Source organism: Salinicola lusitanus (assembly GCF_003206045.1).
GTDB classification, from domain to species: Bacteria; Pseudomonadota; Gammaproteobacteria; order Pseudomonadales; family Halomonadaceae; genus Salinicola; species Salinicola lusitanus.
In genome coordinates this window covers 47,770-74,405 of record NZ_PZJM01000016.1, presented here as the reverse complement: position 1 = coordinate 74,405, position 26,636 = coordinate 47,770, and the positions used below count along the sequence as shown (strand labels likewise).

The 26,636-nt window shown below is 58.8% G+C and carries 25 protein-coding genes and 1 pseudogene; 13 read left to right on the top strand and 13 right to left on the bottom strand.

Annotated features, from left to right (window positions below):
* The first annotated feature begins 360 nt into the window (after window positions 1–360).
* The 3 genes from DOM45_RS19250 (at window position 361) to DOM45_RS19240 (ending at window position 5,188) form a co-directional block, all read left to right on the top strand.
* Window positions 361–2,829, top strand: coding sequence for a P-loop NTPase (locus tag DOM45_RS19250; protein ID WP_110603239.1), 2,469 nt, complete (start codon window positions 361–363; stop codon window positions 2,827–2,829).
* 788 nt (window positions 2,830–3,617) lie between these two features.
* Window positions 3,618–4,466 carry a glyoxalase III HchA gene (gene hchA, locus DOM45_RS19245; RefSeq protein WP_110603237.1) on the top strand — a complete coding sequence of 283 codons (849 nt, stop codon included), beginning with the start codon at window positions 3,618–3,620 and terminating at the stop codon, window positions 4,464–4,466.
* Window positions 4,466–5,188, top strand: coding sequence for a PA1136 family autoinducer-binding transcriptional regulator (locus DOM45_RS19240; RefSeq protein ID WP_110603235.1), 723 nt, complete (start codon window positions 4,466–4,468; stop codon window positions 5,186–5,188). The genes hchA and DOM45_RS19240 overlap by 1 nt, the downstream gene beginning before the upstream one ends.
* Window positions 5,189–5,408: 220 nt before the next feature.
* Here DOM45_RS19240 and DOM45_RS19235 read toward each other — a convergent pair whose 3' ends face one another.
* Both DOM45_RS19235 and DOM45_RS19230 read right to left on the bottom strand, forming a co-directional pair.
* Entirely contained in the window at window positions 5,409–7,199 is a 1,791-nt protein-coding gene (locus DOM45_RS19235) for a sensor domain-containing phosphodiesterase (RefSeq protein WP_110603233.1), read from the bottom strand.
* Window positions 7,200–7,320: 121 nt separating this feature from the next.
* Complete coding sequence (locus DOM45_RS19230) at window positions 7,321–9,003, bottom strand: methyl-accepting chemotaxis protein (protein WP_110603231.1); 1,683 nt, start codon at window positions 9,001–9,003, stop codon at window positions 7,321–7,323.
* 315 nt (window positions 9,004–9,318) lie between these two features.
* Between DOM45_RS19230 and DOM45_RS19225 the strand changes: the two genes are divergently transcribed.
* Complete coding sequence (locus tag DOM45_RS19225; RefSeq protein WP_110603229.1) at window positions 9,319–10,071, top strand: DeoR/GlpR family DNA-binding transcription regulator; 753 nt, start codon at window positions 9,319–9,321, stop codon at window positions 10,069–10,071.
* Window positions 10,064–11,200 carry an MFS transporter gene (locus tag DOM45_RS19220; protein WP_110603227.1) on the top strand — a complete coding sequence of 379 codons (1,137 nt, stop codon included), beginning with the start codon at window positions 10,064–10,066 and terminating at the stop codon, window positions 11,198–11,200. Before DOM45_RS19225 ends, DOM45_RS19220 begins: the two co-directional genes overlap by 8 nt.
* Window positions 11,201–11,298: 98 nt before the next feature.
* On the opposite strand, the gene DOM45_RS19215 is transcribed toward DOM45_RS19220, so the two are convergent.
* On the bottom strand, window positions 11,299–11,733 hold the full coding sequence (locus tag DOM45_RS19215; RefSeq protein WP_110603225.1) for an Rrf2 family transcriptional regulator: 435 nt from the start codon (window positions 11,731–11,733) through the stop codon (window positions 11,299–11,301).
* Between the two features lie 89 nt (window positions 11,734–11,822).
* Here DOM45_RS19215 and hmpA point away from each other — a divergent pair, with 89 nt between their 5' ends.
* Both hmpA and DOM45_RS19205 read left to right on the top strand, forming a co-directional pair.
* A complete protein-coding gene (gene hmpA, locus DOM45_RS19210; RefSeq protein ID WP_110603223.1) occupies window positions 11,823–13,094 on the top strand; it encodes an NO-inducible flavohemoprotein in 1,272 nt (423 codons plus the stop codon).
* A 21-nt stretch (window positions 13,095–13,115) separates the two neighbouring features.
* Window positions 13,116–14,180, top strand: coding sequence for an NAD(P)H-dependent flavin oxidoreductase (locus tag DOM45_RS19205; protein ID WP_110603221.1), 1,065 nt, complete (start codon window positions 13,116–13,118; stop codon window positions 14,178–14,180).
* 555 nt (window positions 14,181–14,735) lie between these two features.
* Here DOM45_RS19205 and DOM45_RS19200 read toward each other — a convergent pair.
* The 4 genes and pseudogenes from DOM45_RS19200 to bdcA form a co-directional block, all read right to left on the bottom strand.
* The gene (locus DOM45_RS19200; protein WP_110603219.1) at window positions 14,736–15,374 is read right to left on the bottom strand and encodes a hypothetical protein; all 639 of its coding nucleotides are present in this window, start codon (window positions 15,372–15,374) and stop codon (window positions 14,736–14,738) included.
* Between the two features lie 1,122 nt (window positions 15,375–16,496).
* Window positions 16,497–17,357: pseudogene (locus tag DOM45_RS19195) on the bottom strand (NAD(P)-dependent oxidoreductase); the annotation flags it as partial.
* A 59-nt stretch (window positions 17,358–17,416) separates the two neighbouring features.
* Window positions 17,417–18,247: an oxidoreductase gene (locus DOM45_RS19190; protein ID WP_110603216.1), complete on the bottom strand. Its 831-nt coding sequence runs from the start codon at window positions 18,245–18,247 to the stop codon at window positions 17,417–17,419.
* Between the two features lie 227 nt (window positions 18,248–18,474).
* Window positions 18,475–19,185, bottom strand: coding sequence for an SDR family oxidoreductase (bdcA, locus tag DOM45_RS19185; RefSeq protein ID WP_110603214.1), 711 nt, complete (start codon window positions 19,183–19,185; stop codon window positions 18,475–18,477).
* 138 nt (window positions 19,186–19,323) lie between these two features.
* Between bdcA and DOM45_RS19180 the strand changes: the two genes are divergently transcribed.
* Window positions 19,324–19,869 (top strand): TetR/AcrR family transcriptional regulator, encoded by a 546-nt coding sequence (locus tag DOM45_RS19180; protein WP_205909515.1) that lies wholly within the window; start codon window positions 19,324–19,326, stop codon window positions 19,867–19,869.
* An 87-nt stretch (window positions 19,870–19,956) separates the two neighbouring features.
* Here DOM45_RS19180 and DOM45_RS19175 read toward each other — a convergent pair whose 3' ends face one another.
* Window positions 19,957–20,892 (bottom strand): LysR family transcriptional regulator, encoded by a 936-nt coding sequence (locus DOM45_RS19175; RefSeq protein WP_110603210.1) that lies wholly within the window; start codon window positions 20,890–20,892, stop codon window positions 19,957–19,959.
* Between the two features lie 103 nt (window positions 20,893–20,995).
* Here DOM45_RS19175 and DOM45_RS19170 point away from each other — a divergent pair, with 103 nt between their 5' ends.
* The 4 genes from DOM45_RS19170 (at window position 20,996) to DOM45_RS19155 (ending at window position 23,399) form a co-directional block, all read left to right on the top strand.
* Entirely contained in the window at window positions 20,996–21,925 is a 930-nt protein-coding gene (locus DOM45_RS19170) for an alpha/beta hydrolase family protein (RefSeq protein WP_110603208.1), read from the top strand.
* Window positions 21,922–22,506: an O-methyltransferase gene (locus DOM45_RS19165; RefSeq protein WP_110603206.1), complete on the top strand. Its 585-nt coding sequence runs from the start codon at window positions 21,922–21,924 to the stop codon at window positions 22,504–22,506. The genes DOM45_RS19170 and DOM45_RS19165 overlap by 4 nt, the downstream gene beginning before the upstream one ends.
* 101 nt (window positions 22,507–22,607) lie before the next feature.
* Window positions 22,608–23,039 carry a YybH family protein gene (locus DOM45_RS19160; protein WP_110603204.1) on the top strand — a complete coding sequence of 144 codons (432 nt, stop codon included), beginning with the start codon at window positions 22,608–22,610 and terminating at the stop codon, window positions 23,037–23,039.
* Between the two features lie 120 nt (window positions 23,040–23,159).
* Window positions 23,160–23,399 carry a hypothetical protein gene (locus tag DOM45_RS19155; protein ID WP_110603202.1) on the top strand — a complete coding sequence of 80 codons (240 nt, stop codon included), beginning with the start codon at window positions 23,160–23,162 and terminating at the stop codon, window positions 23,397–23,399.
* A gap of 8 nt (window positions 23,400–23,407) precedes the next feature.
* Here DOM45_RS19155 and DOM45_RS19150 read toward each other — a convergent pair whose 3' ends face one another.
* The 5 genes from DOM45_RS19150 to DOM45_RS19130 all read right to left on the bottom strand — a co-directional run bounded on the left by DOM45_RS19150 (window position 23,408) and on the right by DOM45_RS19130 (window position 25,285).
* A complete protein-coding gene (locus DOM45_RS19150; protein ID WP_110603200.1) occupies window positions 23,408–23,677 on the bottom strand; it encodes a transglycosylase SLT domain-containing protein in 270 nt (89 codons plus the stop codon).
* A gap of 116 nt (window positions 23,678–23,793) precedes the next feature.
* Window positions 23,794–24,174, bottom strand: a complete 381-nt coding sequence (locus DOM45_RS19145; protein ID WP_110603199.1) for a hypothetical protein — start codon at window positions 24,172–24,174, stop codon at window positions 23,794–23,796.
* A gap of 35 nt (window positions 24,175–24,209) precedes the next feature.
* Window positions 24,210–24,692 carry a hypothetical protein gene (locus tag DOM45_RS19140; RefSeq protein ID WP_110603197.1) on the bottom strand — a complete coding sequence of 161 codons (483 nt, stop codon included), beginning with the start codon at window positions 24,690–24,692 and terminating at the stop codon, window positions 24,210–24,212.
* Between the two features lie 79 nt (window positions 24,693–24,771).
* Window positions 24,772–25,092 (bottom strand): hypothetical protein, encoded by a 321-nt coding sequence (locus tag DOM45_RS19135; RefSeq protein ID WP_110603194.1) that lies wholly within the window; start codon window positions 25,090–25,092, stop codon window positions 24,772–24,774.
* A 19-nt stretch (window positions 25,093–25,111) separates the two neighbouring features.
* Complete coding sequence (locus DOM45_RS19130) at window positions 25,112–25,285, bottom strand: hypothetical protein (RefSeq protein WP_157958476.1); 174 nt, start codon at window positions 25,283–25,285, stop codon at window positions 25,112–25,114.
* A 282-nt stretch (window positions 25,286–25,567) separates the two neighbouring features.
* Here DOM45_RS19130 and DOM45_RS20125 point away from each other — a divergent pair, with 282 nt between their 5' ends.
* The gene (locus tag DOM45_RS20125; RefSeq protein WP_157958475.1) at window positions 25,568–25,927 is read left to right on the top strand and encodes a hypothetical protein; all 360 of its coding nucleotides are present in this window, start codon (window positions 25,568–25,570) and stop codon (window positions 25,925–25,927) included.
* Window positions 25,928–26,636 lie beyond the last annotated feature (709 nt).

Genomic DNA, 26,636 nt, shown 5'->3' with positions numbered 1-26,636 from the left:
TTTGGGTTTATCTGCTCTTCGAGCCACCCAAAGCGCCTGGAGATCAAAATCACATCACTTTTGCTTTTCGCTAATGAATGAGTGTTCGATTCCGACGGCTACTCGCGACAAGCGTTCCGTCCACCTCACGATTCAATGGGATAGACATTTTGCATCTGTGCGAGTGGCGCTGAGCTGTATAGTCGTCAAAGCGGTTAAAACCCCGCTGACGTTCAGCCCACGGATCGACGACTGAAACCATACAGATTAAGCAGTTTTAATTCTGCGCCTGACAACCTCATTAACTCTAGCCAGTTGCCAAATATCACTTGAAATTCGAGTTTTGCATTGCTGCATGATTTAACAAATTAAGGAAAAAAGATGAATAGTGAACTGGAACAGCATATAAGAAAAGGGAATTTAGTCCTGTTTTTAGGCGCAGGAGCATCCATAAACAGTATGAATTCACTGCGGAAAAATCCTCCCTTGGGCGGAGAACTCGCAGAAACAATCGCTAAAGAACTAGGTTGGGAGTATAAAGGAGAATCTCTAAAAACCGTTTTCTCGGCTGCAAAACCTCGCCTAGGTGATGGACTGTATAATTATCTTGAAAGTCAATACAAGCATTGCACTCCATCTCGAGAATATTTAACGTTGGCTAGCTATCCTTGGCCTAGAGTTTACACAACCAATATTGATGACGCTTTTGAAAAAGCTTTAAATATTAATTCAAAGCAAAAAATCAACATCAAAGGAATGTTGAGTAGAGTATCTGACAAGGATCAATTGCTAGCCAAGCTAGATTACATCTATCTGAATGGCTCTGTGAGTAGGCATGAGGATGGTTACGTCTTCACACCAGAAGACTATGGAAAAGCGAGCGCTAAATCGTATCCATGGTATGAAGAACTGGCTTCGGACTTTATGCAATTGCCTTTTATTTTTATTGGCACAAAGCTAGATGAGCCTGTCTTCTATCATCAAGTTGAGCGATTAAAGCACAGGACTGCTTCGGCAGCGCCAAAAAGCTGGGTTCTAACACCTGATGCAACAGACATTGAAGTATTAGACCTGCAGAGCTACGGAATTAACTACGTCAAAGCCACCCTTTCAGACTTTGTCAAATGGTTGGATTCAACTTTCAAGACAAAACTCACTGTAAAGGATGTTGCGCAAGCTAGAAATCCCGAGTTAAAAGTGATGTTTGTTGACAACGAGGTCGAATCGTTAGAAGCAGCTAAACTGCTGAACGGAGTAATTCCGGTATCGAGAGCCTCTCTCTCAAGTTCATATCATCGCTCCAACCCTGGCACTATCCGCGATTTTTACAAAGGTTTCAAACCAACTTGGCTCGATGTTATCGAATCAGTTCCCGCTCCGCTCAAACAGTTCGAGAGTATCTCGCGTGCAATTGCGGAGTGCAACGACCATAGCATTGAAGCTCATATACTGGTCGGACCGGCGGGAAGTGGCAAGTCGACCTTGCTGAAAATGATTGCCATAGAGCTATCAGACCAAGGCGAGAAAGTGTATTTTCTTCCTAATGAGGTAGAAAACCTAGGCAAGCTAATTCATACTTTAAATAATTATAACGACAAGCGTTTTTATGTTGTAATTGAGCGAGTTGACGCTGTAAAGAATGAGCTGCCAAAGCTTTTTGGAAAAGGTAACAATGCTGTTTATATATCGGCAGAAGGCCAAAATATTTGGCACAACCGAGTTGAGACCAAGCTGCCCCCTAACGTTATTAACGTACATAAAGTTGAAGATATAAATGAAGATGACGTAGGCCCAATTCTTACAAAACTTAAGAATTTCGGACCCTGGACTAGACTTGCCAAACTAGACGTAAATGCTAGAAAACGAGAAATATATGGGAAATCGAGGCGCCAGCTGCTTATTGGTCTTATGGAAGCAACCACTGGCATTGGCTTTGAGCAAATAATTCAAAATGACTACGAAAAAATCGCTTCCGAAGAAGACAGGTTTTTTTTCGTGTTAGCTTGCCTTGCATCAATGCACAAGTGCCAGCTATCAAACACTATCGCTAGTAGGTCACTTAGCAAAGATGGTATAGCTGAGCCTCCTATTTCTCTTGCAAGGAAGTTACAAGGGATTATTGTTGCACAAAACGACTTCTTTGCCGTAAGACACCCGCTTTACGCAAGGAAAAGTATCGAATCAATAGTCGATACCGGCTTAATAAAACGAGCGATATCAGCGCTACTTCAAGCTTTCAGTGTTTATACCCACCCGGTAATCAAAAGCTTGACTAAAAACGACGCCGACTTATTTAAAGCAATATTGAATCACCATTTTCTTATAGACGTGCTTAGAGAAGATGAGACTCTAATCACCTCTATATATCAAGATCATGAGAAATATTTCGAAGCAGACGGCCTTTTTTGGTTACAGTATGGATTATGTAAACGTCATTTTGGCGACCAAGCAAAAGCTTACGAAATACTGAACACAGCTTTTAATGCTTATCCTCACGATCACACCGCGCATGCGTATGCTCAACAAATGCTAATTTTAGTTGCAGCGAAAAAGACAAGTGTACAGACTTCTCTAGACTATATACTTAAGGCGACAAAAATGCTTGAGTCGCTAGACGATACTTTGGAGAGTGACGATACATATCCATTAGTCACCTTGGCGGAGGGCCATATCTCTGCGCTAATATCACTAGACAAAACTAGCGCTGCAAAAATAAAAGCAAAAGAATATGAATCTCGAATATCGGAACGCTTGAGAAAGCGGTATGATAGCCGCCTTGCTTCTTGCAAGCAAAAGCTATTAAAATTAGCCACAACCGGCTACTGGAATATGTCTAACAACTACTCTTAATAAAAAACCACTTGAATCATAATTATTTTTTACCGGGGCTTGTTACACAAGCCCTGTCTTCAACAAGACTGACAGCTCGACTATAGCGCTTTGCTATTTAAGGAGTTTTTTTGAGATGGTGGAGACGGCGATGCCGTCCCATAAACTTTCAATGTTCAGCCAGCCGCGTATGGCTGAGGTTTGAACAATTTCAGCTGCAATTTTTGGCAAATTATTGAAGCGAGCTCTCGACTTTCAGAGACGCTGGCATTCGCCCCGCACACGACCAATAGCTAGGGGCTGACCGTGTGCCTACAAGGAGGTCTCTCTGACTGATTACGCGCAAACTTAGAAGCTACCGAAGGGGGCAGCTGGTATATCTATAGGTATACCGAATTTTTTAAATTCATATTTTTCTTCTTAATCATATACTTATAAGCCAAAGTAGAGTCCTGATGGGCACCAGACTGCCTTCCCCCGATGTTTCCCAGAGACCTATCAAGGCCCCGTTGATCACGGCTTTCTATTGCCATCGGTGCGCCCCTTCAATCGAGAGTGATATACGCACGGCGGGATCAATGGCCAATCTCCTGCTCCCCTTGCTCGATTGTCACATGTAAACCGGCATGCTCTTGTCCTCACCAAAGGCCGCAACAACCAAGCTAAGCTTCGGGAAAAGCCAGGCCCGCGCTGATCGCGCACCACGAACTCACGGGCAGGTGGCGCCGCGTTAGGGGATATCCCGCATTTTTGCGCGGTCCTATGAGAGATAGGTTGTGTTGGATACCCGTACACGTAAGGAGTCTTCGATGAGCGATCAGAACACCACCGACAAGCAGCCACAGCGCGACCCTGCCGAAGAGAACGCGTTCTTCCCCTCGCCCTATTCGCTGAGCCAGTTCACCGCGCCGACGTCCGACCTTGGCGGTGCCGACTACCCCACTCCCTACCGGGGCGACAAGAAGGTCCTGATGATCGGGGCAGACGAGCGCTATCTGCTGACCGACAACGGCAGCTTCTTCTCGACCGGTAACCACCCGGTGGAAACGCTGCTGCCGATGTACCATCTCGACAAGGCCGGATTCTCCTTCGACGTGGCCACGGTCTCGGGCAATCCGGTGAAGTTCGAGTACTGGGCGATGCCGTCCGAGGACGAGGAAGTGAAGCGCTTCTTCGGCAGCTACCATGAGCAGTTCAAGCAGCCGCTGAAGCTGGCCGATGTCATCGCGGATGGGTTGGATGGCTACGCGGCGATCTTCATTCCCGGCGGACATGGCGCGTTGATCGGCCTGCCCGAAAGCCGGGATGTCCGGGCCACCCTGGAATGGGCCGCCAAGCAGGATCGCTTCGTCATCTCGCTCTGCCACGGTCCGGCCGCCTTCCTTGCAGCCGGTGACAGCGGTATCTATCGCGGCTACAAGATCTGCGCGTTCCCTGACGCCCTCGATGCCACCACGCCGGACATCGGCTATATGCCAGGCCACCTGACCTGGAAGTTTGGCGAGAAGTTGAAAGCCCAGGGCTTCGAGATCATCAATGACGACATCTCCGGTGCCGTCCACCAGGATCGCAAGCTGATCACCGGTGACAGCCCGCTGGCCGGCAACGCCTTGGGCAAGCTGGCAGCCCAGGCCATGCTCGAGGAACTGGCTGGCTGATGGTCTCATCCCCATCGGCGGCTTCGGCCATCAACAGCGCCCTCGCGATCGAGGGCGCTGAAACCCTGGCGACAATCCAGGCAGAAGTCCGCACCTTCGCCCGGCAGTTCGGCTATGACCGCTTCGTGCTGTACTCGGCGTCGACCTCGGGGGAGGGCCTGGTCGAGCGTATCTACTGGGTAGAAGGTGACTGGTTCAGTGACGGCCAGACCGTCGATGCCGAAACCTACGTGCGCCATTGCCCGGTGACTCGCCATATCTTCGAAGCGCGTGAGCCGTTCTTCTGGACCAAGACGACCGATGACGGTGGCGAGCGCTATCGTATGGTCCGCCTACCCCGTGGGCCAGGGCTCCATGGCATCCAGGTGCCAGTGTTCGGCCCGCAGGGGCTAGAGGGCGCGATGAGCCTGGGCGGCGAGCGGATAGACGCTTCACCTCAGGCAAGGCTGGCCATCGGACTCGTGGCCAACGCTGCTTTCTTCAGGGCTCGGCAACTGCTGGAGTCGCCAATGGAAGAAACCACCGGCAGCTTGTCCAGCCGCGAGCGTGAAGTCCTGACCTGGATCGCCGCCGGCCGACGCCAGACCGAGATCGCTGCGATACTCGGCCTGTCAGAGCGAACGGTCGAAAATCACTTGCGACGAATTCGCCAACGCCTCGGCGTCACGACCACCGCCCAAGCGATCAGCATCGCGATACGCCGCGGCGAGATCGGTGCCTGAACCGAGAAGATCGGCTTGTCGCCTCCTGCCTCGCTGTCAGCGCTTCCGGCGCATGAACGACGCTACCAGACCCAACTCGACACTTGCCGCGCGTATCGGGCGATGTTCCGCTAGCGGCGGGACGGCGTCGAACGCCGATCCTCTTTCACTCGACAGCGTTTCGGCCGGGTGCCATCGATGATCGATACGAGCCGTCGTCGCCGTCGTCGCATTGAGGGCGTCAAGCGCTCGAGCGTTGCCGGGTGGCTTCCAGCGCGGCCTCCAGACTCAGAGGACGATGGAAAAAGTATCCCTGCCCGGCGTCACATCGAAAATCCCGCAGCCGATCGGCAGTCGCCTGATCCTCGATCCCCTCCGCCACGATCTCGAAGCCAAAATGCTGCAGCATCTGGATCAGACGGAACACGATGGCTCTGCTGTCGGCGTTGCTGGCGACGTCGCTGACCAGGCTTTTGTCCAGCTTGATGACATCGGCGGGAATTCGCCGGAGATAGTTGAGATTGCTGTAGCCACTCCCGAAGTCATCCAGCGCCACCCTGACCCCGGCATCTCGAAACACCTGGATGGTTTCGACCGCGCGGGGGTCCTGGAGCAGCTCCTCCATTTCCAGGCACTCCACTTCCAGATATTCGGGGCTGACGCCCTGCTCGTCCAGCATGTCGAGAATATCCAGCGCGAAGGATTCCTCCAGCAAGTTCGTGGTCGTGACATTGACCGAGACGACCATGGGCACGCCCTCGAGTTCGAATCGCTTGATCGCGTAGATCGCCTCGCAGACAACCCATTGGGTCAGGGGAGTGATCAAGGTGGTCTGACTGATCAACGGGATGAAATCCAGTGGCGGCACATTGCCATACCGCGGGTGATTCCACCGAAGCAGAGCCTCGACCCCCACCACCTCGCCCGATAGCAGGCTCACTCTCGGCTGGTAGACCAGATGCAACTGGTCGGATGCCTGAAGCGCCTCCAGCAGGCCCGTCGTGAGTTCGAGCTGGCGGCGCTGCGCCTGGTCAAACGCCATGCAGTAGGGCATCACGGGTTTTCTTTTGCTCAACGCCTCATGCAGCGCGCTCAGCGCCCGGCCAAACGCATCGACGGGCCTGGTGACCCGGGGTTCGAAGTCGTAATAGCCAGTGCAGAGGTTCAATCGGGTCGGCAGATTCGTCTCGTATTCACCGTCCGACAGTCTGACGGCCAACGCCTCCAACGCCGTGAAGGCAACCCGTCTATCTGCCTGGGTGACCAAGATGGCGAATCTGGAAAGCGTTACCGCATAGAGAATCTGATTCGAGGGCAATGAGATTCTCAATAGATTGGCGACATCCCGCGACTGACTCTCGACCGCATCGATGCCAAACCCGTGGATCAGCTCGTTGTAGTAGCCCGGCCTGGTGGTTTCGACGAATATCAACGTCGCTGGCAGAGCCGCCTGTTCGGGCGCTCTATCATTGAGCGTTTTCAGATCCCGGATCAGTTTCTGCCGATTGGGTAACATCGTGACGGAGTCGATGAACCCAACGGTATTGCTGGTCTCGAAGATGCTCTTGGCCAGCTCGGCAAGGGTGACGAGTATTCCGCGCTCATGCTCGCTGAGCGAGCGTGGCTGGTAGTCGATGGCGCAGACACAGCCGATGGCCTGCCCCTCACTGGAAAACACCGGCGCCCCTGCATAGAAGCGAATCCGGGGTTCGGCAAAAACGAGAGGATTGTTCCGATACTCTTCGTCGAGCGTCGTGTCCTCGATCACCGTCAGCGCATTACGCTCGATGGTGCGCTGGCAGATGGCCAGATTGGCAGGCGTCTCGCTCACTGGAAAATTGTGCTTCGCCTTGATCCACTGGCGCTCCTCACCGATCAAGGTCACCAGGCTTGTCGGTACGCCGAGGAGTTGCGTCACGAGCCGGGTGATATTGTCCAGCGAGCGGTCAGGCCCAAGCTGAGCGAGTCGCTGGGCCTCCAGCATCGCGAGCTTCTGGCGTTCGCTACGGGTCAGGTTTCGATCGACGCCCAAGCCTTACTCCCGAATGGTGAGCACATCGGAACAGATCTTTCTTCCTTATCGGCTGTCACGAGCACAAATTCAACCGATACGAAATCAGAGCGCCCCGTCGACGGGGCGCTGAGTGAATCGATCAGAAGGCCTCCCATTCGGCGCTTTCACTTGCCCGCCCTGAAGTCTTCGGCCTGGGCTGACTCGACACCATCTGTTGCCCCACGGTCGGATTGGCACGGTCGCTAATCACCCGTGGCGCAGCGCTGTCGATCTCTTCGGCCCCCTTGAAAAAAGAGACTTCTCTCAACAGCTCGGCCGCTTGCTTCTGCAACGACCGGCTCGCCGCGCTGGACTCCTCCACCAGACTGGCATTCTGCTGGGTGACGCTGTCCATCTGCGAAACGGCGGTATTCACCTGATCGATGCCCTGGGACTGCTCACGGCTGGCCACGGCAATCTCTCCAGCCAGGGTGGTGACGCGATGGATACCCTCGACGATCTCCGCGAGCGCCTTCCCGGCCTGATCGACCAGAGCAGAGCCGGCGTTCACTTGTGTGATGCTCTCTCCAACGAGCCCCTTGATATCCTTGGCGGCTTCAGCGCTTCGGCTGGCGAGGTTGCGGACCTCGCTCGCCACGACGGCAAATCCGCGCCCCTGTTCGCCCGCCCGGGCGGCTTCCACCGAGGCATTGAGCGCCAGCAGATTGGTCTGGAAGGCGATTTCGTCGATCAGCCCCACGATGCCGGCAATTTCCCGACTGGAAGCATTGATGCCACTCATGGCCTCGACCGCCTTCTGGGCGACCTCGCCTCCCGAGCTGGCCTGTTGACTGAGCTCATTGACCAGACGGTCGGCGGCCAGGGCGTTCTCGGCGTTCTGCCGAACCGTTGAGGTGATCTCATCCATGGACGCGGCGGTCTGCTCCAGGCTCGCGGCCTGTTCCTGGGTGCGACGACTCAGGTCGTCGGTGCCTTGGGCGATTTCATTCGCCGCGATATCCACGGATTCTGCATTTTTTCGCACGGTCAGGACCACGCTGGAGAACCGCTCCTCCATCGTCTGGAGGGAGCGGAGCATGTCGCCGAACTCATCCTTGCAGCTGATGTCGATGCTGTTGCCGAGCTTTCCTTCAGCCAACGCGTCGGCGAGTTCGCGCGCCTTGCCCAGTGGCATCATGATGCCGCGTATCAGCCAGATGGAGAGTCCCACCCCGATGATGATAGCCAGAGCGATAGCGCCAAACGTCAAGGCGCGCGTCAACTTGTAATCCCCCGTGGAACTCACATAGGCGCTACTGGCCTGCTGGCGATTGAGTTCGACCAGTTGACTGATCATGTTCAGGACCGAGGTGTATCCGCTGTTGAGACGGGTGCTGGAAATCTCCTTAACACGCTGGAGGTCCTGCTGCATCATCGCCTCATACTGCGCCTTCAGATCGACGCGCAGTGAACTCAGCGCGGTCTCGAACTGCACGGCCAACTGTTTCTCGGCGCCGCTATCGACTCGCTGGGGAAAATAGTCGGCCCAGGCTTCATCGATCGCGGCATCGTTCTCGGCCAGGGTCTGTTGGAGCTTGCCCAAGGTGTCGGCGTCCTGATCCCGCTGTGCTTGAAGTGCCAGCACCCGGTTGCGCAGGAGAAGATTGCCGACCCGACTCAGATCTTCCATGGTAACGACGTTACCTTCGTAGGTTCCCTGCATTCTTTGATTGCCGCTGCTGAGAGCCCATAGCGCGAACAGTCCGATCACGACCGCCATCGAGACGCACAGCCCCAGGCTCACACCAAGACGCAATTTGACACTTCGATTGAGTAAAAACATCCATCACCTCTCCATGATGCCCTTCGCTTCCTGCGGTGGGCGATACCCATCACTGCGGCTGGAGACCTGGGAGCGCGTCCCGTGAATCAGCCATCTCGCTTGACATATCGGCACCTGGTTACAAAAGCTTAATAATAATTAGCAATCGGGATACATAAACAGAGTTGATCACGTAACGGCCAGCGCATCCGGAAGTGTCGGTCGTGCGGGCCAAGCTCTTCGCTCGGGTCGGGATGAGCCAAGAAAAATCCGGACCTGGTTGCATAAAAATGCATATTGCTGCAAATTACAGCACAAAATTGCAGGAGCGCCGCCATGCTCAATGTTCCCCATACCCGGCAACAGAAACTCCTGGCACGGCTCGCCAACGGCGATGAACTGATCGCCCAGGAGCTCGCCGTGGAGTTCGAGGTATCGCTGGACACGATCCGCCGCGACATCATCGCCCTGGAGCAGCGGGGCGAAGTGCAACGGGTTCGCGGCGGCGCGGTCTCCGCCGCGCCTCCGTCACCGCCGATGCAGTATCGAACCTCGAGCCAGAATCCTGCGGTCGCGGCGATCGCCTCCCGCACGCTGCGCGAGATCGAGGGCGCGTCGACGCTGCTGCTGGATGGCGGCACTACCCTGCTGGCGGTGGCCGAGCGGTTGCAGCCGAAGCCGGGTCTGCTGGTCATGACCCCGTCGCCATGGATTGCCGTGGCCTGTCAGAAGAACGGCGTCGAGGTGTTCATGCTGGGGGGAAAATTGAGCCCTAGCGGCGGCATCAACGTCGGCGATGCCGCGCTGCTGGCCACGACCGATATCCATGTCGACATCGCCGTGCTCGGCGTCTGCGGAATCGACCCGGCCTTCGGCCTCAGCGCCGATGACCTGCACGAGTCGCAGCTCAAGCTCGCGATGACGCGGGCGTCGGCCAGAACGATCGCCCTGGCCTCCCGCGAGAAGATCGGTCGCCGCGCACGCTATCGCGCGGTTGCGCCAGAGTATCTGGACTGTCTCATCACCGACGCCGACGCCAGCGCCGTCACGGATTTCAATCAGGATGGGATGGAGATCATTCATGCCTAGTGCACGCCGGATCTGGCTCGCCGTTGCCGCCGCTTTCATCCTCAACGGGGGCCTGTTCGGCGCCTGGGCGTCGCGGATCCCGACTGTCGTGCAGCGCAACGGGATCGACGGCGGTCAGTTGGGGCTGCTGCTGTTGCTGCTCGCGCTGGGCGCCATCGTCTCCTTCCCGCTCGCCGGCCGGGCGTCGGACGCTTTCGGCGCGGCACGGACGACACGCGCCATCGCGATCTTCTACACGCTGACGCTGATCCTGATCGCGCTGGCCCCGGGCCTCTGGGTGCTGGCACCCGCGCTGTTCCTGTTCGGCGGCGCCCACGGCGCGATGGACGTGGCCATGAACAGTTGGGCCGGCGAGGCGGAGCGATATATCGGCAGGCGAGTGATGTCGTCGCTCCATGCGATGTGGAGCCTGGGCGCCGGCCTCGGTGCCGCCGCCGGCTACCTGGCGGTCAAGCTGGAACTGGGGCTGGTGATCCATTTCACCCTCTTCGCCTTGTCGCTCTACGCCATCACGAGCGGGGTCGCCTACCTTCGCTGGCACTCCGAAACCCGGCCACGCGCTCCCGGCGGCAGCCTGTTTCCGCTGCCCAGGGGCGGCCTGCTATGGGTGGGTATCATTGCCATGTGCGCGTCGATCGGCGAAGGCGCCATGGCGGACTGGAGCGCGCTGTTCCTGGTCGCCGTGACGTCGGCCAGCGAAGCGCAGGCGGCGCTCGGCTACACCGTGTTTTCGGTGGCCATGGTGGTCATGCGGCTCATGGGAGATCGCCTGATATCGGCCTTCGGCCCGACGAAGGCGGCGCGCTTTGCCGGAACCTCGGCGTTGGCCGGCGTGCTGCTGGCGGTGCTGTTTGCCGATCTCTACACCGCCCTGGCGGGCTTCGTGCTGCTCGGCGTGGGCTATGCCCTGATCATGCCGCTGGCGATCACCCGGGCAGCCAACGATCCGGAGACGCCGCCGGGCGTGGCCATCGCCAGCGTCTCGACGCTGGGCTACGGCGCGATGCTGGTCGGCCCACCGGCGATCGGTTTTACCGCCCACTTCATCACCCTGCACTACGCCTTCTGCCTGCTGGGCATCCTGGCGTGCTTTATCGTCATTCTCGCGCCGACGCTCGACCGGCGCTGATCCGGCCACGCACCGCTAGCGGGTAACGCGATGTCCCCCCGACCGGGGGGATATCAATCGACGAACGATGCGGCTCGCTCTGGTCGGGCGCGAGCCGTTCAGGCCGAATGGCCCAGCAGCACGCGCAGTTCCTGGCGATTCTCGACCAGATCGGCCAGCACATAGCCGTCGAGCACGCCCAGAAAAGCCTGCTGGGCCTTGGCTAGCACGCCCTTCAAGCGGCAGCCCGGTTCGATCGGACAGGTCGATTCCGGCCCGAAGCACTCCAGCAGCTCCAGGTTTTCGGTTTGCCTCACCAGCGCGCCGATGCCGATCTCCTCGGCGGGCTGCTGAAGCCGCAGGCCGCCTCCCCGACCGCGCAGGCTGGCCACGTATCCCAGTTGCACCAGGGTCTGGGCCACCTTGGCCAGATGATGGGCAGAGATGCCGTAGTGCGTCGCAGCCGCCTGCACCGTGGCCGGCATCTCATCGCTTCTCACCGCCAGGTAGATCAGCAGTCTCAAGGCGTAATCGGTATGTGTCGTCAGTTTCATCAGCGCTTGACAGTCATAATTTGGTAAATGATACTCGCATTTAAATAGGCATTTAAAATACCGATTAAAATCCTGCCAAAGGAGTCGACATGCCAACCACCGCCCAGATCGAGATTGTCAAACGGACCATCCCGGTGCTGAGACAACATGGCGAGACGCTGACCCGCCACTTCTACGCCCGCCTGTTCGAGCACGCACCCGACGTCCGGCGCTACTTCAATCCCACCCATCAGCGCTCGGGCGGTCAACAGCGCGCCCTGGCCGGCGCCATTCTCGCCTACGCCCAGCATATCGACGATCCGGCGGCGCTTAGTGACGCCATCGAGGTGATCGCCCAGAAGCACGCCTCGCTGACAATTCAGCCGGAACACTACCCGATCGTCGGCGAGCACTTGCTGGCGTCGATCCGGGAGGTGCTGGGCGATGCCGCCACCGCCGACGTGCTCGACGCCTGGGCCGCCGCCTACGACGAACTGGCGGGGGTTTTCATCGAGCGGGAACGGACGATCTACGCCGAACAGCGCGCGCATCAGGGCTGGGCGGGATTCAAGCCGTTCACGATCGTGCAGCGCGAGCGCGAGAGCGACAACATCGTCTCCCTCTATCTGGTGCCGGCGGACGGCAGCGAGCCGCCCGCGCATCTACCGGGGCAGTATGTCTCGATTCGCATGCAGGATGCCGATGGCCACACTGCCATGCGCAACTACAGCCTTTCCAATGCGCCGGGCGCTGCGGCTTATCGGATCAGCGTCAAACGTGAAGTCGGGGATGGCGAGGTGCCGGGCGGCGATGTCTCGAACCGCATCCACGACGGCCTGGCCCAGGGGGACCGACTGGAGCTCTCCCCGCCGTGCGGTGCGTTCACGCTCGAGCTGACGGAGCCCGACGACCGGCCACTGGTGTTCATCGCCGGCGGCATCGGTATCACACCGCTGATCTCCATGGCCCACGCGGCACTGCAAGCTTCCCCGTCGCGGCGGGTGATCTTCATCCAGGCCGTACGCCACGGCGGGCTGCGACCCTTCACCTGCGAACTGGAGACACTGGCCGGCCGTTATCCGAGCTTCAGCCTTCACGTCTGCTTCAGCCAGCCCAGAGCAACGGACGGCGTCGGCGACCCAAGCGTCAAGCGCGGCGAGCTGGAACCGGCAGATCTACGACGCTGGATCGGCGGTTGGGAGACGACCTACTATTTCTGCGGGCCGCTACCGATGATGAGCCGGATCGACCGAATGCTGGAAACCCACGGCGTGGCGATCGATGATCGCCGCTACGAGTGTTTCGGCCCCGCACAACCGCTGGCCGCCCGAGCGGATGATGAGGGAGCGCTGGAGGCGCACCATGAACCGACCCTGGCCTGACACCCACCGGGAGATAGCGCCATGACCTGCGAATTCATCACCGATCTTGGCCTGAGAGCACCGATTTTTCAGGCGCCCATGGCGGGCGTCTCGACACCGGCCATGGCGGCGGCGGTCTCCAATGCCGGGGGGCTAGGTGCGCTGGGCGTGGGCGCGTCGACGCCGGAGAGCGCGCGCAGGGTCATCCAGGAAACCCGTGCGCTGACCGCTCGGCCGTTCAACGTCAACGTCTTCTGCCACGCGCCGGCGCTCGCTGACAGCGACCGCGAGCGGCGCTGGATCGAGCGCGCCCGCCCGCTGTTCGAGTCGTTCGGCGCGACCCCACCGGCACGGTTGAGGGAGATCTATGCGCCCTTCCAGGCGAGCGACGCGATGCTCGAAGTCTTGCTCGAAACCCGCCCTGCCGTGGTCAGCTTCCATTTCGGCCTTCCCCGACCCGACCAGATCGAGGCGCTGCGCCTGGCGGGCTGCCGGCTGATGGCGACCGCGACGTGCCTTGCCGAGGCCCGGCAGATCGCCACGCGCGGACTCGATGCGATCATCGCCCAGGGCTGGGGCGCAGGCGGTCATCGCGGCGTGTTCGACACCGATGCCACGGACGAGCGGCGATCGACCCAAGCACTGACCCGCCAGCTCGTCCGCGAGATCCCCCTGCCGATCATAGCCGCCGGAGGCTTGATGAATGGCGCCGATATCGAGCGCGCCCTCTCCTGGGGAGCGGCAGCGACGCAACTGGGAACGGCGTTCATCCGCTGCCCGGAGAGTGCGGCCGACGACGCTTACCGGGCTCACCTGGCCTCCGGCGCGGGCACCGTGATGACGCGTGCGATTTCCGGTCGTCCGGCCCGCTGCCTGATCAACCGGTTTACCGCCTGGGCCGAAGAGGCGGACTGCAAGGATATTCCGGCCTACCCGAATACCTACGATCTCGGCAAGGCGCTGAATGTCGCGGCCAAGGAACGAGGCGAAACGGGCTTCGGAGCACAATGGGCCGGTATCGGCAAAGCGCGGGGCGACAGCCTCCCGGCAGGAGAACTGATTCTAAAGCTGGAAGAAGAGCGGCGAGCGGCGATTTCAGCCGGCTGATCATCGATTCGGATAGGCGGGCGAGATCGGTGGGTAATCCAGTCAGGGCAGTCAGCACAGCGGATAAGAGACCCTGTCGTGACAGGCCTCAGATACGCTGCTGTTCCTTGCCAATCAGCTCCACGGCATCCTGCCGTGCGTCCCTGTGCGAACCGCTTCCTGCGGTTTCCTTCCGTTGATTCGGTACCTCCCTGGTACCGACCCCCACAGTAGACGGGTTATTCGGTGAATAAGTTGATCCAGATCATCTAACGCGAAATAAAATGCGATGCTCGAGAATCCGGCTGTCGCCAGCCGGCCGCATCCACACCAAGCCTCCCGAGGCTTCCTTGCCTAGCGTCCCTGGCGACATGTTTGGGTATGTGGACCCCGCATCATCCCTGACGCAAGGCTCACTGTGGTACAGAAAGCCCGATCACGCCAACGCGAATATCTGGAGCGAGCGCTCTCAAGGTGACCCGGGCCATTCACAATGGCCCATTAATCATGCGCTTGGCCGGAATCACGCCACTCGCACGCTACTGAAAAAAAGAGGCATCTCGAGGCGAGAAGCGTCTAGCCGTCCAGTTCGCGGATCCATTGACGTACCCGGTGACGCCTCAGGCGCGAGGCATATCGGCGAGTGACGAGGCGCGTCGGCACCAGCGCCTCGCCGGACTCTCCCATGGTCAGCGAGAACGTTCTGGCGGCTCCCACGGGAGAGTCCTCACTGCCGTAAACGGCAATGACCCGCAGCTCTATCGACTGGAGCGTGCGCCCATCGGTTGACTGGAAATCATCGGAGGGGAGCCCGTTGGCACGAAGCACCCGGCCGACGATGTCATGAAAAGTGCCGATGTGATTGTAGCTACCCGAGAGCATCGGCCCCTGCCGAGTCGTTTCGATCAAGCGACCGGACTCCCCCTGCTTGTCAGGCGATTCCTCGAAATCGATCAGGTCCTTGGAGATCGCCTCCCGGTCCGAATGGAGGATCGCGACGATGTGCTCGATGAAGATCGGCTCGGGGCTCATGTTGCTGATGACGCAACGGGCCTGCAGCGTGCGGCCGAACCCGCGATTGATGATGATCTTGGGTTGACGTTGGCGTCTGAAGTTCAGGTACAGCAGTTGCGCGTAGAATAGCCAGACGAAGAGCGTGCACACGCTGGTCAATGCCGTGATGGCCGAACTGTTCTGGGAAATCCAATCCATCATACCGATGCTCGCAACCTCTTCCTTCCAAGGCATCGCTGCCGACCACGGCGGAGAAACGACCCTGCGCTCGAGTGATACGGGGTCGAAATCACGCCGGAGCGATCACGTTGCCCCATGGCGCCAGCGTCCGCAATGCCCCGGATGATGAAAGGGGAGAATCTTCCATGAAATAAAGTGGGGAGCCGGCAAACCGGCTCCCCCTAGCGCTGTTCGTCCCTGAAGCCATCCATGGCTGCCACCGAAGGCAGTCCCTGCCTGCGCATCCTGCGACATCATCCCTGTACAACCAGGCTTCCCTGCCCCTACACACTGTGAACCCTTCAGTCATTAGACAAATTGATCCCCATCAAGAATCCCCATCCTTTTTGTTTCAAAATGTTTCCGTGTGATGAGATGAAATGCATCGAATCCCGGTAGGGAGGGCAACGGCTGCCACGAAAGCACTCATTGGCAGATAACAGTGCGGTCAGGAGAGGAAACCTCGCCGCCAACCAGACAGCGCTCGACATTCTTTCGACCCCAGATCCTAAGTTAAATTAATACTTCTAAAAACAAGGAAATACATTACAATCTGAAACAAATAGCCAGGAAAGATCGACTTCAAAAGTTACACGTGCAGCGCTTTTCGATAAAAGCACTGCAAGGGCAACTCCACCGAAATTTACTGTTCTGGCTAGCATCCCTGCGGCCGCTTCGACCCGGTATGGCAAACGGTCTCCGCTGACTCTTTCCCATAGCCGGGTTATTTTTACCATCCGCTTCCCTCTCGCGCCGGACAGCCACTGCAGACAATCACTGGCAAACAGCACTTATCCGAGAGGTGCGAATTCCGAGATACACGGTCAGTAAAGCGACGAGGATCCTGCATCACACATTATTATCAAGCCAAGATACATTAACGGCGAAAGTCGCTCATGCTACTCAACCTTCAACTATCCGGCACCAGTGATGCATTCCACTTCGGAACCGGCAAGGTAAGCGACCACTCCAGTCGCGTACTTACCTGTCCACAATGCCCAAGAGCCACTCCATGAACCAGGAACTCTGCCATAAGGGCAGCAACCCCGGATCAAACGTCATTTCGGAAGGTTGCTTCATCAATGGTAGGGTTACTTATTAACTCTAGCCCTTCGGCCGCCGGATCGTGTAGTCCGCCATCACCGACCAGTCGCGCTCACCGAGACCCGAATCGACCGTTTCGGCCATTCTTTCATAGACCGCCGCCAGCATCGGTAGCGAACCTCCGGTTTCCTCGGCGGCTTCACTGGCTAGGCGCAGATCCTTGAGGCCCAACGTCGCCTTGAATCCCGGCTCGTAGTCGTCGTTCGCGATATTGGCCGAGTAGACCTGATAGGAGCGACTGCCGAACAACGTGCCCAGGATCAACTCGAAGAAGCGTTCACGCTCCACGCCGTTGCCCTCGGTCAGCGATACCGCTTCCGCCATCGCCTCGATCGCCATGGCGATCATCATGTTGCAAGCGATCTTGGCCGCGTTGGCAGCGGGCGGCCGGTCGCCCATGAGCCATACCTGCTTGCCAATGGCCTCGAACACCGGTTGCACCCGATCAACCGCCGCGACGCTTCCCCCGGCGAGAATGTTGAGTTCACCCTTGGCAGCGACATCCGGCCTGCCCAGCACCGGTGCCGCGACGTAATCCACCCCGGCGTTGGCATGCAGGGCAACCAGCTCGTGCGAGAACGCCAGCGAGATGGTCGAGGCCACGATATGTACCGTGCCTGCTGCGGCATGTTCCAGCACGCCGGCTTCCAGCAGCGCCTCCCGAATCGCCGCATCGTCGGGGAGCATGGTCAGCACCGCGTCACTCTGGAACGCCTCCTGTGGCGAAGCCACCATGGTCACGCCATCGAGCTCGCCACCGGAACGGTTCCAGGCCTTGACCGTGTGCCCGGCCGCAACGAGGTTGCTCGCCATGGCGCGTCCCATCGCCCCCAATCCAATAACGCCAATATCCATTGCTCTACTCCTATTGACTGACGGTGTTCGCCATCAGCCTTCTATTGATGTCGAAAAAATGCCGCTCAGTCGAAATCGGTATGAAACGCAATCTCCCGCCACGCCTCCATATCGGAGCGAAAGGCATCGAACTTGCGCTCGGCGATCCCGTAGGCGACCGGGCCCAGCGGTAGATGGAGTGGCGGATGCCTGGCGTCGACGGCCTGCAGGATCACCGCCGTGGCCTTTTCGGGGTCTCCAGCCTGCTTGCCATCATTGCTATCTCGGTAGGCACGTCGCCGGCCCGCCGTCTCGGCATAGGCATCGATCTCCCTGGCAGCCATCGAGATGGATCGTCCCAGGAACTCGGTACGAAACGGACCTGGCTCGACGATGATCACTTGAACGCCCAGCGGTCCGACTTCCTTGGCCAGCGCTTCCGAAAACCCCTCCACCGCGAATTTGGTAGCGCTGTAGTAGCCGGAGCCAGCGCCACCAGAGAGCCCTGCGCCCGACGACGGGTTGACGATACGCGCCCCGGTTCTCCGACGCAGGACCGGCAGCGCCATCCGTGTCGTCTCGATCAAACCGAACACGTTCACCTCGAACATGGGGCGGTACTCATCCGGCTCCGCCTCCTCGACCGCGCCGATGAAGCCATACCCCGCGTTGTTGACCAGCACATCGAACCCACCGAATTCACGCTCCGAGAGCGCGATGGCGGCAGCCACCGAGCCCGGCTCGGTGACATCGAGCCGAGCGGTCCGCACATGATCAGGGAAGCGATCGGCGAGATCGCGTAGCGTGTCCGGGTTGCGGGCGGTGGCGACCACGTTATCGCCTCGCGCGGCGGCAGCCTCAGCAATATGTTTCCCGAGACCGCTTGAGCAGCCGGTGATGAGCCAAGTCCTGTTCATGGCACTCTCCTCGATGTCTCGTGCATAAATCCGTGCAGTCCGTTCATGGCGGCTGGCGTTACGGTCGTCCGGTCCTAGCGATGGGACCGGACTGATAGGTATGGCCGGCCAAGCTCATGCGTTCGTCAGGCAGCCAGAAATGTCCGCGTCGGACGTGACATAGACCGTGACGGCGTTCTCTCCTGGCGTAGCTGTCATGCAGACTCTCCTTGCCGATCATTCACGGCTCAGGCGCCGAAGCCGCCATCGATCGTGTGCATGGCACCAGTGATGCCGCTGGCGTGCGGTCCGGCCAGGTAGGCGGTCAGATGGGCCACGTCCTGGGCGGTGCCGTGACGCTTGATCGCCATGACGCTGTGCATCTGCTCGGCAAGTTCGCCGTCGGCGGGATTCATGTCGGTATCCGTTGGCCCCGGCTGCACGATATTGATGGTGATGCCGCGCGGCCCAAGATCCCGGGCCAATCCGCGAGCCATGCCCTGCAACGCCGACTTGCTCAGCGCATAGGCGGCCAGTCCCGGAAACGGCATCCGGTCGCCGTTGACCGACCCGATCACGATGATGCGTCCGCCCTCCTTCATGGCCCGTGCGGCCTCCACTGATGCGTGGTACGGCGCGCGCACATTGACGTCGATCAGGTGATCGACCGCATCCGGATCCAGCGTCAGGGGGTCACCCGCTACCAGTACGCCGGCGTTGAATATCATGATGTCCAGAGGCCCCGCCTCACGCACGGTCGCCATCATCGCGTTGCGGTCGGCCGCATCGGTCTGGACTGCTGTCGCCCCGGTCTTCGCCGCCAGGTTTTGCGCCGCTTCGCGTGAGCCCGAGTAGGTAAAACTCACCCGCGCCCCGCTATCGGCAAAGAGAGTCACGATGGCGGCGCCAATACCACGGCTGCCCCCAACGACCAGCACACGCTTGTCCATGAAATCCATGTAGAGCACCTCGGGTAGTAAATTGGATAGCGGTCACTATAGAATTAGATCAAACGCCTGCGCAAGGATTTTGTAGTGACCACTAAAGAAAATGCCAAATCAGCGCCGAGGCCCCGAGGCCGACCCCGTGCCTTCGACATGGAAACCGCACTGGATACGGGCCAGCGGCTATTTCATGCCAGTAGCTACGAGGCGGTGGGATTGGCAGCACTGACCGACGCACTGGGAGTGAAACCGCCCAGTTTCTACAAGGCGTTTGGTAGCAAGTCCGAGTTTTTCGAACAGGTCATCGAGCGCTACGCGCAAGCGGCCCTCGCGCTGGACGAGATTCTGCTGCCCGGCCGGGCGCCCGTGGATGCACTGGCGGAATTGCTGGAGAGTGCCGCACGAACCTATGCGCGAGATCCGCAGCGGCGGGGGTGTCTTGTGCTCGAGGCCGCGCGAGGCCCTGACGGGGATGACAGCGCCACCCATGCACGCCGGGTGGCCAATCAGCGCCGCGACCGAATTCGCGAGTTCGTCGCCCGCACCCATCCGGAGCGCGCATCCGCGGTGACCGACTTCATGGCCAGCACGATGTCCGGGCTTTCAGCCAGTGCGCGGGAAGGCATGGATGAGTCCCGATTACTCGATGTGGCACGCACCGCCGTGGCGGGACTGAAGGCGCAATTGGGTATGGATTGATGGTGGGTATGCCTTATCTCATGCCAAGGTCATTCCCAGCCGCTCGATAGGTTCGGCCTCATGTTGAGCGGTGAACATCAATCTCGCTCAACGCCCTACCGCTCGTCGAAGACACGCTCTCGCCCAAGCAATTGCCGGGTCCCTTGCTGCCCGTTCGTGCCAGATCACGCAGTAGTGGATCTCCCCCGCCTGCGGGAAATCGATCACGGCGAGATCCGCCAACGGCGCGACGAGCTCCGCCGCTCGCCGCGGCAGACAAAGTACGCGTTCGGACTGACCGATGAGCAGCGGGCTGGAGAGAAAATACGGCGTTACAGTATCCCCCGGTCCTCGTGCTCGACCATGGCACGCCAACGGGTCGTCGATTGCCGTGGCACTGCCTTCGGGGTAGAGCAGGACCACGCGGGGTAACTCGGCGAGTCGTGATGGCGCGATGCGGCCGTCGCCGTCTCGATGCGCCAAAACCGGATGGTCGTGCCGTACGACGCAGGCGAAGCGTTCGGTGAACAGACTCTCGTGATGGAATCCTGGCGGCACTGCCTCGTCGGTATAGAGCGCGAAGTCGAGCCTGCCCTCCTCCAATTCGACCAGCGTCTCACTCTCCCAGGCGCGCAAATCCAGCGATACGCCCGGCGCTTCGCAGGCGGTCACGCGCGCAAACTCCCTGATCACGACTGCCGCGCCATAGTCGGTCGTCGCCACTCGCAGGACACGCTGCGAGCACGACGGGTCGAAGCTCGGCGGCTGAAACAAGCGGTCCTCAGCGGCGATCGCCTCGGCCAGTTGCGGCATCAAGGCCTCAGCGCGCGCGGTGCGCACGTAGCCACCACCCTGAGTGCGCACCAGCAGCGGGTCATCGCCCAACGCACGCCGTAGCTGCGCCAGCAGCCGGCTCGCGGCGGGTTGGCTCAACCCCATCGCTTCTCCCGCGCGGGTCACACTGCGCAGACTCAGCACCTGCGCCAGAAAACGCAGCGAGCGTAAATTGAGGTGGCCTGTGGCGTGGTCATTCACTTTTTGCATGCCTGTCCATCGTAATTCGTCATTCCCCGAATACAAGACACCTGGCTAGATAGGATCACAGACGACATGGCATCGCCCCGATACGCACCAGAGGATCGAGATCATGCAGCCACAGCCAGAAGACGACATCACTCAGACCCTGAAGGCCATGGCCAAGGGTTGGAGTCAGCCCGGGCGCTCGCCCGTACTCAGGACACCAGCAGATGAGGGGCTTGCCTTCGAGAACGTGACCTTTCCATCACAGGATGGGGTGCCGCTCGAAGCGTGGTACCTCCCCTGCCCAGACTCTCGGCGACTCGTCATCGTCAATCATCCACTGACGTTCAACCGCTACGGCCTGGCTAGCCACCTGGAGCCTTGGCGATCCTTCGGCGCCGCTGGCGGTAACACCTTCGAGGTCGATTATCTGGCCGACTACCGCATCCTCCACGAGGCAGGTTATCACGTGCTCACCTACGACGAGCGCAACTTCGGGTTGAGCGGATCAGCCAACGGCGGACTCAACAGCGGCGGTCGATTCGAGGCACGCGACGTCATCGGCTCGCTGCGCTATGTGCGCTCGCGGGCAGATCTCGAAGGTGTAACAGTAGGACTTTTTTCGCGCTGCAACGGCGCCAACGCGACGCTCTTCGCGATCCACACCGAACCGCGGGAATTCGACGACGTGCGCTGCCTGGTGCTCTGTCAGCCGCTGTCGATCGGCTCGGTCATGCGTCGCGAATTGGAAATGATGAACCTGGTCGATCACCTCGACGCGCTGGAACGCGAGGTGCAACTCGCCGCCAGTTGCACCTTCGACCAGATGTCGCCCAACGACTGGGCGCGCAGCGTTCACACTCCGACGTTCATCTATCAGGTGCACGACGACCTGATGACCACTCCCGCCGATGTCCAGGCTACCTTCGACGCGCTTCCGATCGACGACAAATCGCTGCACTGGATACACGGCACCCAGGCCCGCTGGGATGGCTACCTGGAGTTCCAGCGCCGCCCGGGGCCGATGCTCGACTGGCTCAACCGGTACATGACATGAAAGCTATGAATATCGAATCCGATGCAGCCCGCTTCGAAGCCTTGCGGGCTGAAACCGATGAGCATCGTCAGCGTCACGGTTGCCATGCCTATGTGTTCGAGGATGGCGCTGGACTGCTGGCCACCGCACGAGCAGAGTGCCCCGAGCGTATTCTCGAGCTGGGTACAGCGATCGGCTACACCGCTTGCCTGCTGGCAAGTGCAGAAGATCGTGCGCAGATGGATACCATCGAGCGCGATCCCGATCACGTGGCTTTAGCTCGTGAGAACCTTGAGGCCGCTGGATTCGCAGAACGCGTCCGCGTGCACCACGGCGATTTTTTCGACGTTCTCGCTGATTTGCCCGGCCCCTACGATCTCGCATTCTTCGATGGTCTCGCCCCATCGCTGTCACTCATCGAGCTGCTGTACGAACGGCTCAAGCCGAATGGACTGCTCATCTGCGGCAACCTGTGTCTTGCACGCGGTACCAATCAGCGCCTGCTCGACGCCGAGTTCGCGACCGCCGAACGCTGGCATATCGATGGTCATATCGAAAATGGAGCCACGTCGCTGATACGCAAGACCAACGGCTCGACTTGACACGGATCTCACCGGGATTCGCCTCAATACTCTGCTGACGATGCCCTGACACTGACACACGTCAACATGGTCACTTGCTCAACCCACCCAGGAACCGACCCATGACCCAGGATGAAAGACAGATTCGCGCCCTGCGCGCAGAGTGGCAGAACGCCGTCCAGTCACGCGATCTCGACCGGACGATGGCTACCTATTACCCGGGAGAGGAGTATCTCGGCTTCGATGTGATGCCGCCCTTCAGCTTCGAGGGCTGGGAGTCCTTCCGCCAAAATTGGATCACCTTCTTCGAGATGTTCGACGAAGACCCCGTATTCGAGTTCAAGGACATGAAGGTCCATTGTTCCGGCGATGTCGCCTTCACCACCGGCTTCACTCGTTTCATGGGCTCTGTGGCCGGCAACAAGATCGACCTGTGGACTCGCGAGACCATCGGTTTGCGCAAGCTCGATGGCCAATGGCTGATGATTCACGACCATGTGTCGGTGCCCATCGATCTGAAAACCGGCGCCGGTGTGACCGACTACCGCCCCTGAGCGATCCCATCGAGGTCGTCGTGCTATAGGCAGAGGCGCGGCGCCAGGCGCCGGCAGATAGACCGTGGTGACATCTGTGATCGTCTCCCGCGCCCGTTCACGGGCGGTTTCCAGTTCGTCGTGCGTGCTCGCCAACTGCTCGGCGATCTCGTTGCCGCGTGTCACCTGATCGCGGTAGCGCTCGGCGGCCTCGGCTTCGATCATGGCACGCTGATCGGCGTATTCATGCTCCCGCTGGTCGAGTGCTGCCTGACCTGCCTGCGCGGCAGCAACGTAACCCTGGTCGTAGCGGTGCTCGCTCCACCAGACCAACGCGGCGATCGCCTGCGCAGAGACCAGCAGCGGCCACCATCTGAGTAGCCGAGCAATCACAGCGAGCATCTCGCGGTACACGCGCCGTTGCCCCAACCGGCAGCCACATAGAGTGGCTCCCAGCGCTGCAGAATCAGGCGCGGATACTGTCGGTTCTCGTGGAAATTGGCGGCGCTGCGCCCGGCGTTGAAATGCTCGACGTGGGCGCCAGTCGCAGGCATGAACTGTACGATGCCCTCAGCCCCGGCCGGCGACTGTGCGTCGGCACGCCAGCGGCTCTCCTGGTGCACCTGAGCGACGAACATGGCCAAGCCAAACTCTGACATGGTGGCGCGCTCCCTGGGGGATTCAGATGCGATGAGAGTCCGGCGATCCTGCTCGGACTCCCATTGCACCTCACGCGCGTGCGGGGCTCATTTTGACGGGGAAAAAATAGAAGTGCTTACTTCGTCGGCGCTTTCTTAGTGGCCGGCTTCTTTGCAGCTTTTGCTGGGCTAGGGCTTTTCGCTTTCGCTTCCTTCGCTTTCACAGACGAAGGCTTGGCAATCTTTTTCGTGCCTTTCGGCTTGCCGGGGTTCTTATGGGGAATAGCTCTCTTCGCGTCATCTAGGCCTGTAGTAATGGCCTCGAAGGTTTCACGAGCTCCATCCTTTTTGCCTTGGTTATACGCAGCCTCAATAACCTGAGCTAGCTTCACACCCTTAACGAGGGTCATGTCCTCGGTTACCTGCTCGAAAGCCTCGGAAACCTTTGGTGTGGCAAATATCTCCACTGACTTATTAGGGCCGAGCGGGATAACATTCTTTTGGTATTTTGCAGCCATCGAAAATTTCCTCTTCAGATAAAAATCGGAGTTGATTAATGAGCCAATGGATTAGCTGCACCATTGGGTACCGCGGGTAACCCTTGAAGCGCCCCCAGCATGGAGAAGCCTACTAGGCAGCATACCGCTAACAATAGGGTAATGATCATAATTGGCACGGCGAATCTCATTGTCTTCGGTGCGCGGATGACTCTAAATACTGCAGTGCGGGGAGGTCGACTACCGAAACTTTCCGCTTTCCGCTGTACATCGTCTTTCAATAAGTTAATCGAACGTTTCAAGATTTCGATCTGCAGGTATGTAGCTACCGCGCCAGCGACGATTCCAGCGCCCAAAAAGAGCCAAGTGCCAGCGAGCAGATATGACTGAGTAACCGTCACAGCGGCTGGCCGCAACGCGGACAGCACTGCTAAAGCCCCTACAGCGAGACTGAGCACGTGCTTAAGCCATTCTGCTCTGGCTTGCCCCAACTGATCCTGAAGCTCCGATATCTTTGTTAACAGTTCAGGAAAGTCCATCGCTGGCTCCTTTAGCGATCATTCGCACGGCGGCTAAAACAACCGCATCCCGCTGAATCAGGCACTCACCTTCTTTGTTTCACCATAACGGCAACGCGCAATGCCCTACCCGATAGTAGTGGGTCAGTTTTTGAGCAAGCTGGTCAGAATTTTGTGACTTAAAATCACTGCCACAGTGCTTGCACTTGATCGCGGCTACGCGAACGTCCTCCGCGCAGTACGGGCACGTCTTCTTCTGTTTACGCTCGGACGCGATAGTGATGTGCGAGCTACCCACGACAATAATGCCGTTGTTGCCCCCGCTAACGGTGACCGGGATCGTACGCTGCTCACCAGCCGGCTGCGCCTCAATCTCCGCGTTGAGCACTTCGGCCAGCTTCATCAGATCTTGTTCTCGCATAAGGCTCTCTCGGACGCCTTCATAAATCGCTGACGACAATTTTTGCTACCCCTCTGACCTTATCGTCCGAAATATCCGATTCCTTAACGAAATATTGATAAACCTCGAGACTTTTCAGCAGCAGCCTATCCGCAGCCCGGCGTTTACCTGCCTTCCGACCGGCTTCCCCGAGCATCGCCACGATGCGCTTCATCAGCTCGAGATCCAATATTATCCGCAGAACTAATCCTCGGATCGTTTGGCTCCGCGACTTCCCTTGTGACGACAAAGGTCACGTCCAGCACCTCGGCAGCCCATGCCGCTAGCGCTTCGGCATCAGGTTCCGAGCGACCTTGCTCCCAACCAATCTGAGAGCGCTTAGACGCTCCCGCCAACTCAGCGAACGCCGTTTAGCTGTATCCAAGGCGCACGCGTTCCGAGTGGATACGGTCCCCGAGTGACATAAATGGCACTTACCTATTGAATGGTGCCATATATGGCACCTTCATTAACCACACACCAATCAGTTACGCACCAGCCATCACCTGATTGGCAATTCTTCCTAACGCAGGAACGCCGCCATGGACACTCCGCACCAGCTACCCCAACGCAAGCCTTCAGCGCCGATCGCGCGCGCGAACTGTTCAACGCCGCCGGCGTTCCGGTCGCGCGTTGGGCCGAATCCAACGGCTACAGCCGTTTCATGGGCTCTGTGGCCGGCAACAAGATCGACCTGTGGACCCGCGAGACCATCGGTTTGCGCAAGCTCGATGGCCAATGGCTGATGATTCACGACCATGTGTCGGTACCCATCGATCTGAAAACCGGCGCCGGTGTGACCGACTACCGCCCCTGAGCGATCCCATCGAGGGCGTCGTGCTATAGATAGATATTCACGGCGCGGAACAGCTGCCACGATAAGCGTGCGACCAGTTGGTGGGCATATCTACCAAAGACGTGGCCCAGAGCGTCATGTGATCTCTGGGCCTCTTTGTTGCCATCGCGCCAGAATCCGCCCAAGCAGTGTTTTGCCCTCCCCCCTTGAGCGGCCGAGCAAGCCCATATTGAATCGACGCGGTACTCAACAGCCTATGAGTCAACACTCACTGAATTCGACTTCGCCACATCTTCGTCGCGATACTTTCATCGCCGCACCTGCGTGATCCACGTCATCATCGACGGTGGCGAATTGCGGAGCTTTTTTGACCCTTCGAAAGAGCCTGTGACACCGGACGATCCAGATGACCTACGCGGTGCCCTGCCCTCGAACCATTTAGTGGACTGCATCGAATACGACCCGGCAATCGAGTGAAGTCAAGGTGAAGGCACTATGCAGATAGGGAGCCCCGAGACGGGTCAAACAACAAGATAGGATTCGGTGGTGGGCCCAGCAGGACTTGAACCTACGACCAAGGGATTATGAGTTGGCTTTTAAAACAATAAGTCACTGACACAAAAGGAAAAGTGACCGTAATCGAGCGAAAGGTACAATTCCTTAGAATCAGTAGCTTAGCGAAGGTTGAAGATAGCACAGGAAGCTGGTGTGTGTACCAGTGGTGTACCGC

Excerpts from the sequence above, each read along its gene's own strand:
- DOM45_RS19250 (WP_110603239.1), top strand. The coding sequence starts at position 361 with ATGAATAGTGAACTGGAACAGCATATAAGAAAAGGGAATTTAGTCCTG.
- hchA (WP_110603237.1), top strand. The coding sequence starts at position 3,618 with ATGAGCGATCAGAACACCACCGACAAGCAGCCACAGCGCGACCCTGCC.
- DOM45_RS19240 (WP_110603235.1), top strand. The coding sequence starts at position 4,466 with ATGGTCTCATCCCCATCGGCGGCTTCGGCCATCAACAGCGCCCTCGCG.
- DOM45_RS19230 (WP_110603231.1), bottom strand. The coding sequence starts at position 9,003 with ATGTTTTTACTCAATCGAAGTGTCAAATTGCGTCTTGGTGTGAGCCTG.
- DOM45_RS19225 (WP_110603229.1), top strand. The coding sequence starts at position 9,319 with ATGCTCAATGTTCCCCATACCCGGCAACAGAAACTCCTGGCACGGCTC.
- DOM45_RS19220 (WP_110603227.1), top strand. The coding sequence starts at position 10,064 with ATGCCTAGTGCACGCCGGATCTGGCTCGCCGTTGCCGCCGCTTTCATC.
- DOM45_RS19215 (WP_110603225.1), bottom strand. The coding sequence starts at position 11,733 with ATGAAACTGACGACACATACCGATTACGCCTTGAGACTGCTGATCTAC.
- hmpA (WP_110603223.1), top strand. The coding sequence starts at position 11,823 with ATGCCAACCACCGCCCAGATCGAGATTGTCAAACGGACCATCCCGGTG.
- DOM45_RS19205 (WP_110603221.1), top strand. The coding sequence starts at position 13,116 with ATGACCTGCGAATTCATCACCGATCTTGGCCTGAGAGCACCGATTTTT.
- DOM45_RS19200 (WP_110603219.1), bottom strand. The coding sequence starts at position 15,374 with ATGATGGATTGGATTTCCCAGAACAGTTCGGCCATCACGGCATTGACC.
- DOM45_RS19190 (WP_110603216.1), bottom strand. The coding sequence starts at position 18,247 with ATGAACAGGACTTGGCTCATCACCGGCTGCTCAAGCGGTCTCGGGAAA.
- bdcA (WP_110603214.1), bottom strand. The coding sequence starts at position 19,185 with ATGGATTTCATGGACAAGCGTGTGCTGGTCGTTGGGGGCAGCCGTGGT.
- DOM45_RS19180 (WP_205909515.1), top strand. The coding sequence starts at position 19,324 with ATGGAAACCGCACTGGATACGGGCCAGCGGCTATTTCATGCCAGTAGC.
- DOM45_RS19175 (WP_110603210.1), bottom strand. The coding sequence starts at position 20,892 with ATGCAAAAAGTGAATGACCACGCCACAGGCCACCTCAATTTACGCTCG.
- DOM45_RS19170 (WP_110603208.1), top strand. The coding sequence starts at position 20,996 with ATGCAGCCACAGCCAGAAGACGACATCACTCAGACCCTGAAGGCCATG.
- DOM45_RS19165 (WP_110603206.1), top strand. The coding sequence starts at position 21,922 with ATGAAAGCTATGAATATCGAATCCGATGCAGCCCGCTTCGAAGCCTTG.
- DOM45_RS19160 (WP_110603204.1), top strand. The coding sequence starts at position 22,608 with ATGACCCAGGATGAAAGACAGATTCGCGCCCTGCGCGCAGAGTGGCAG.
- DOM45_RS19150 (WP_110603200.1), bottom strand. The coding sequence starts at position 23,677 with ATGTCAGAGTTTGGCTTGGCCATGTTCGTCGCTCAGGTGCACCAGGAG.
- DOM45_RS19145 (WP_110603199.1), bottom strand. The coding sequence starts at position 24,174 with ATGGCTGCAAAATACCAAAAGAATGTTATCCCGCTCGGCCCTAATAAG.
- DOM45_RS19140 (WP_110603197.1), bottom strand. The coding sequence starts at position 24,692 with ATGGACTTTCCTGAACTGTTAACAAAGATATCGGAGCTTCAGGATCAG.
- DOM45_RS19135 (WP_110603194.1), bottom strand. The coding sequence starts at position 25,092 with ATGCGAGAACAAGATCTGATGAAGCTGGCCGAAGTGCTCAACGCGGAG.
- DOM45_RS19130 (WP_157958476.1), bottom strand. The coding sequence starts at position 25,285 with ATGAAGCGCATCGTGGCGATGCTCGGGGAAGCCGGTCGGAAGGCAGGT.
- DOM45_RS20125 (WP_157958475.1), top strand. The coding sequence starts at position 25,568 with ATGGCACCTTCATTAACCACACACCAATCAGTTACGCACCAGCCATCA.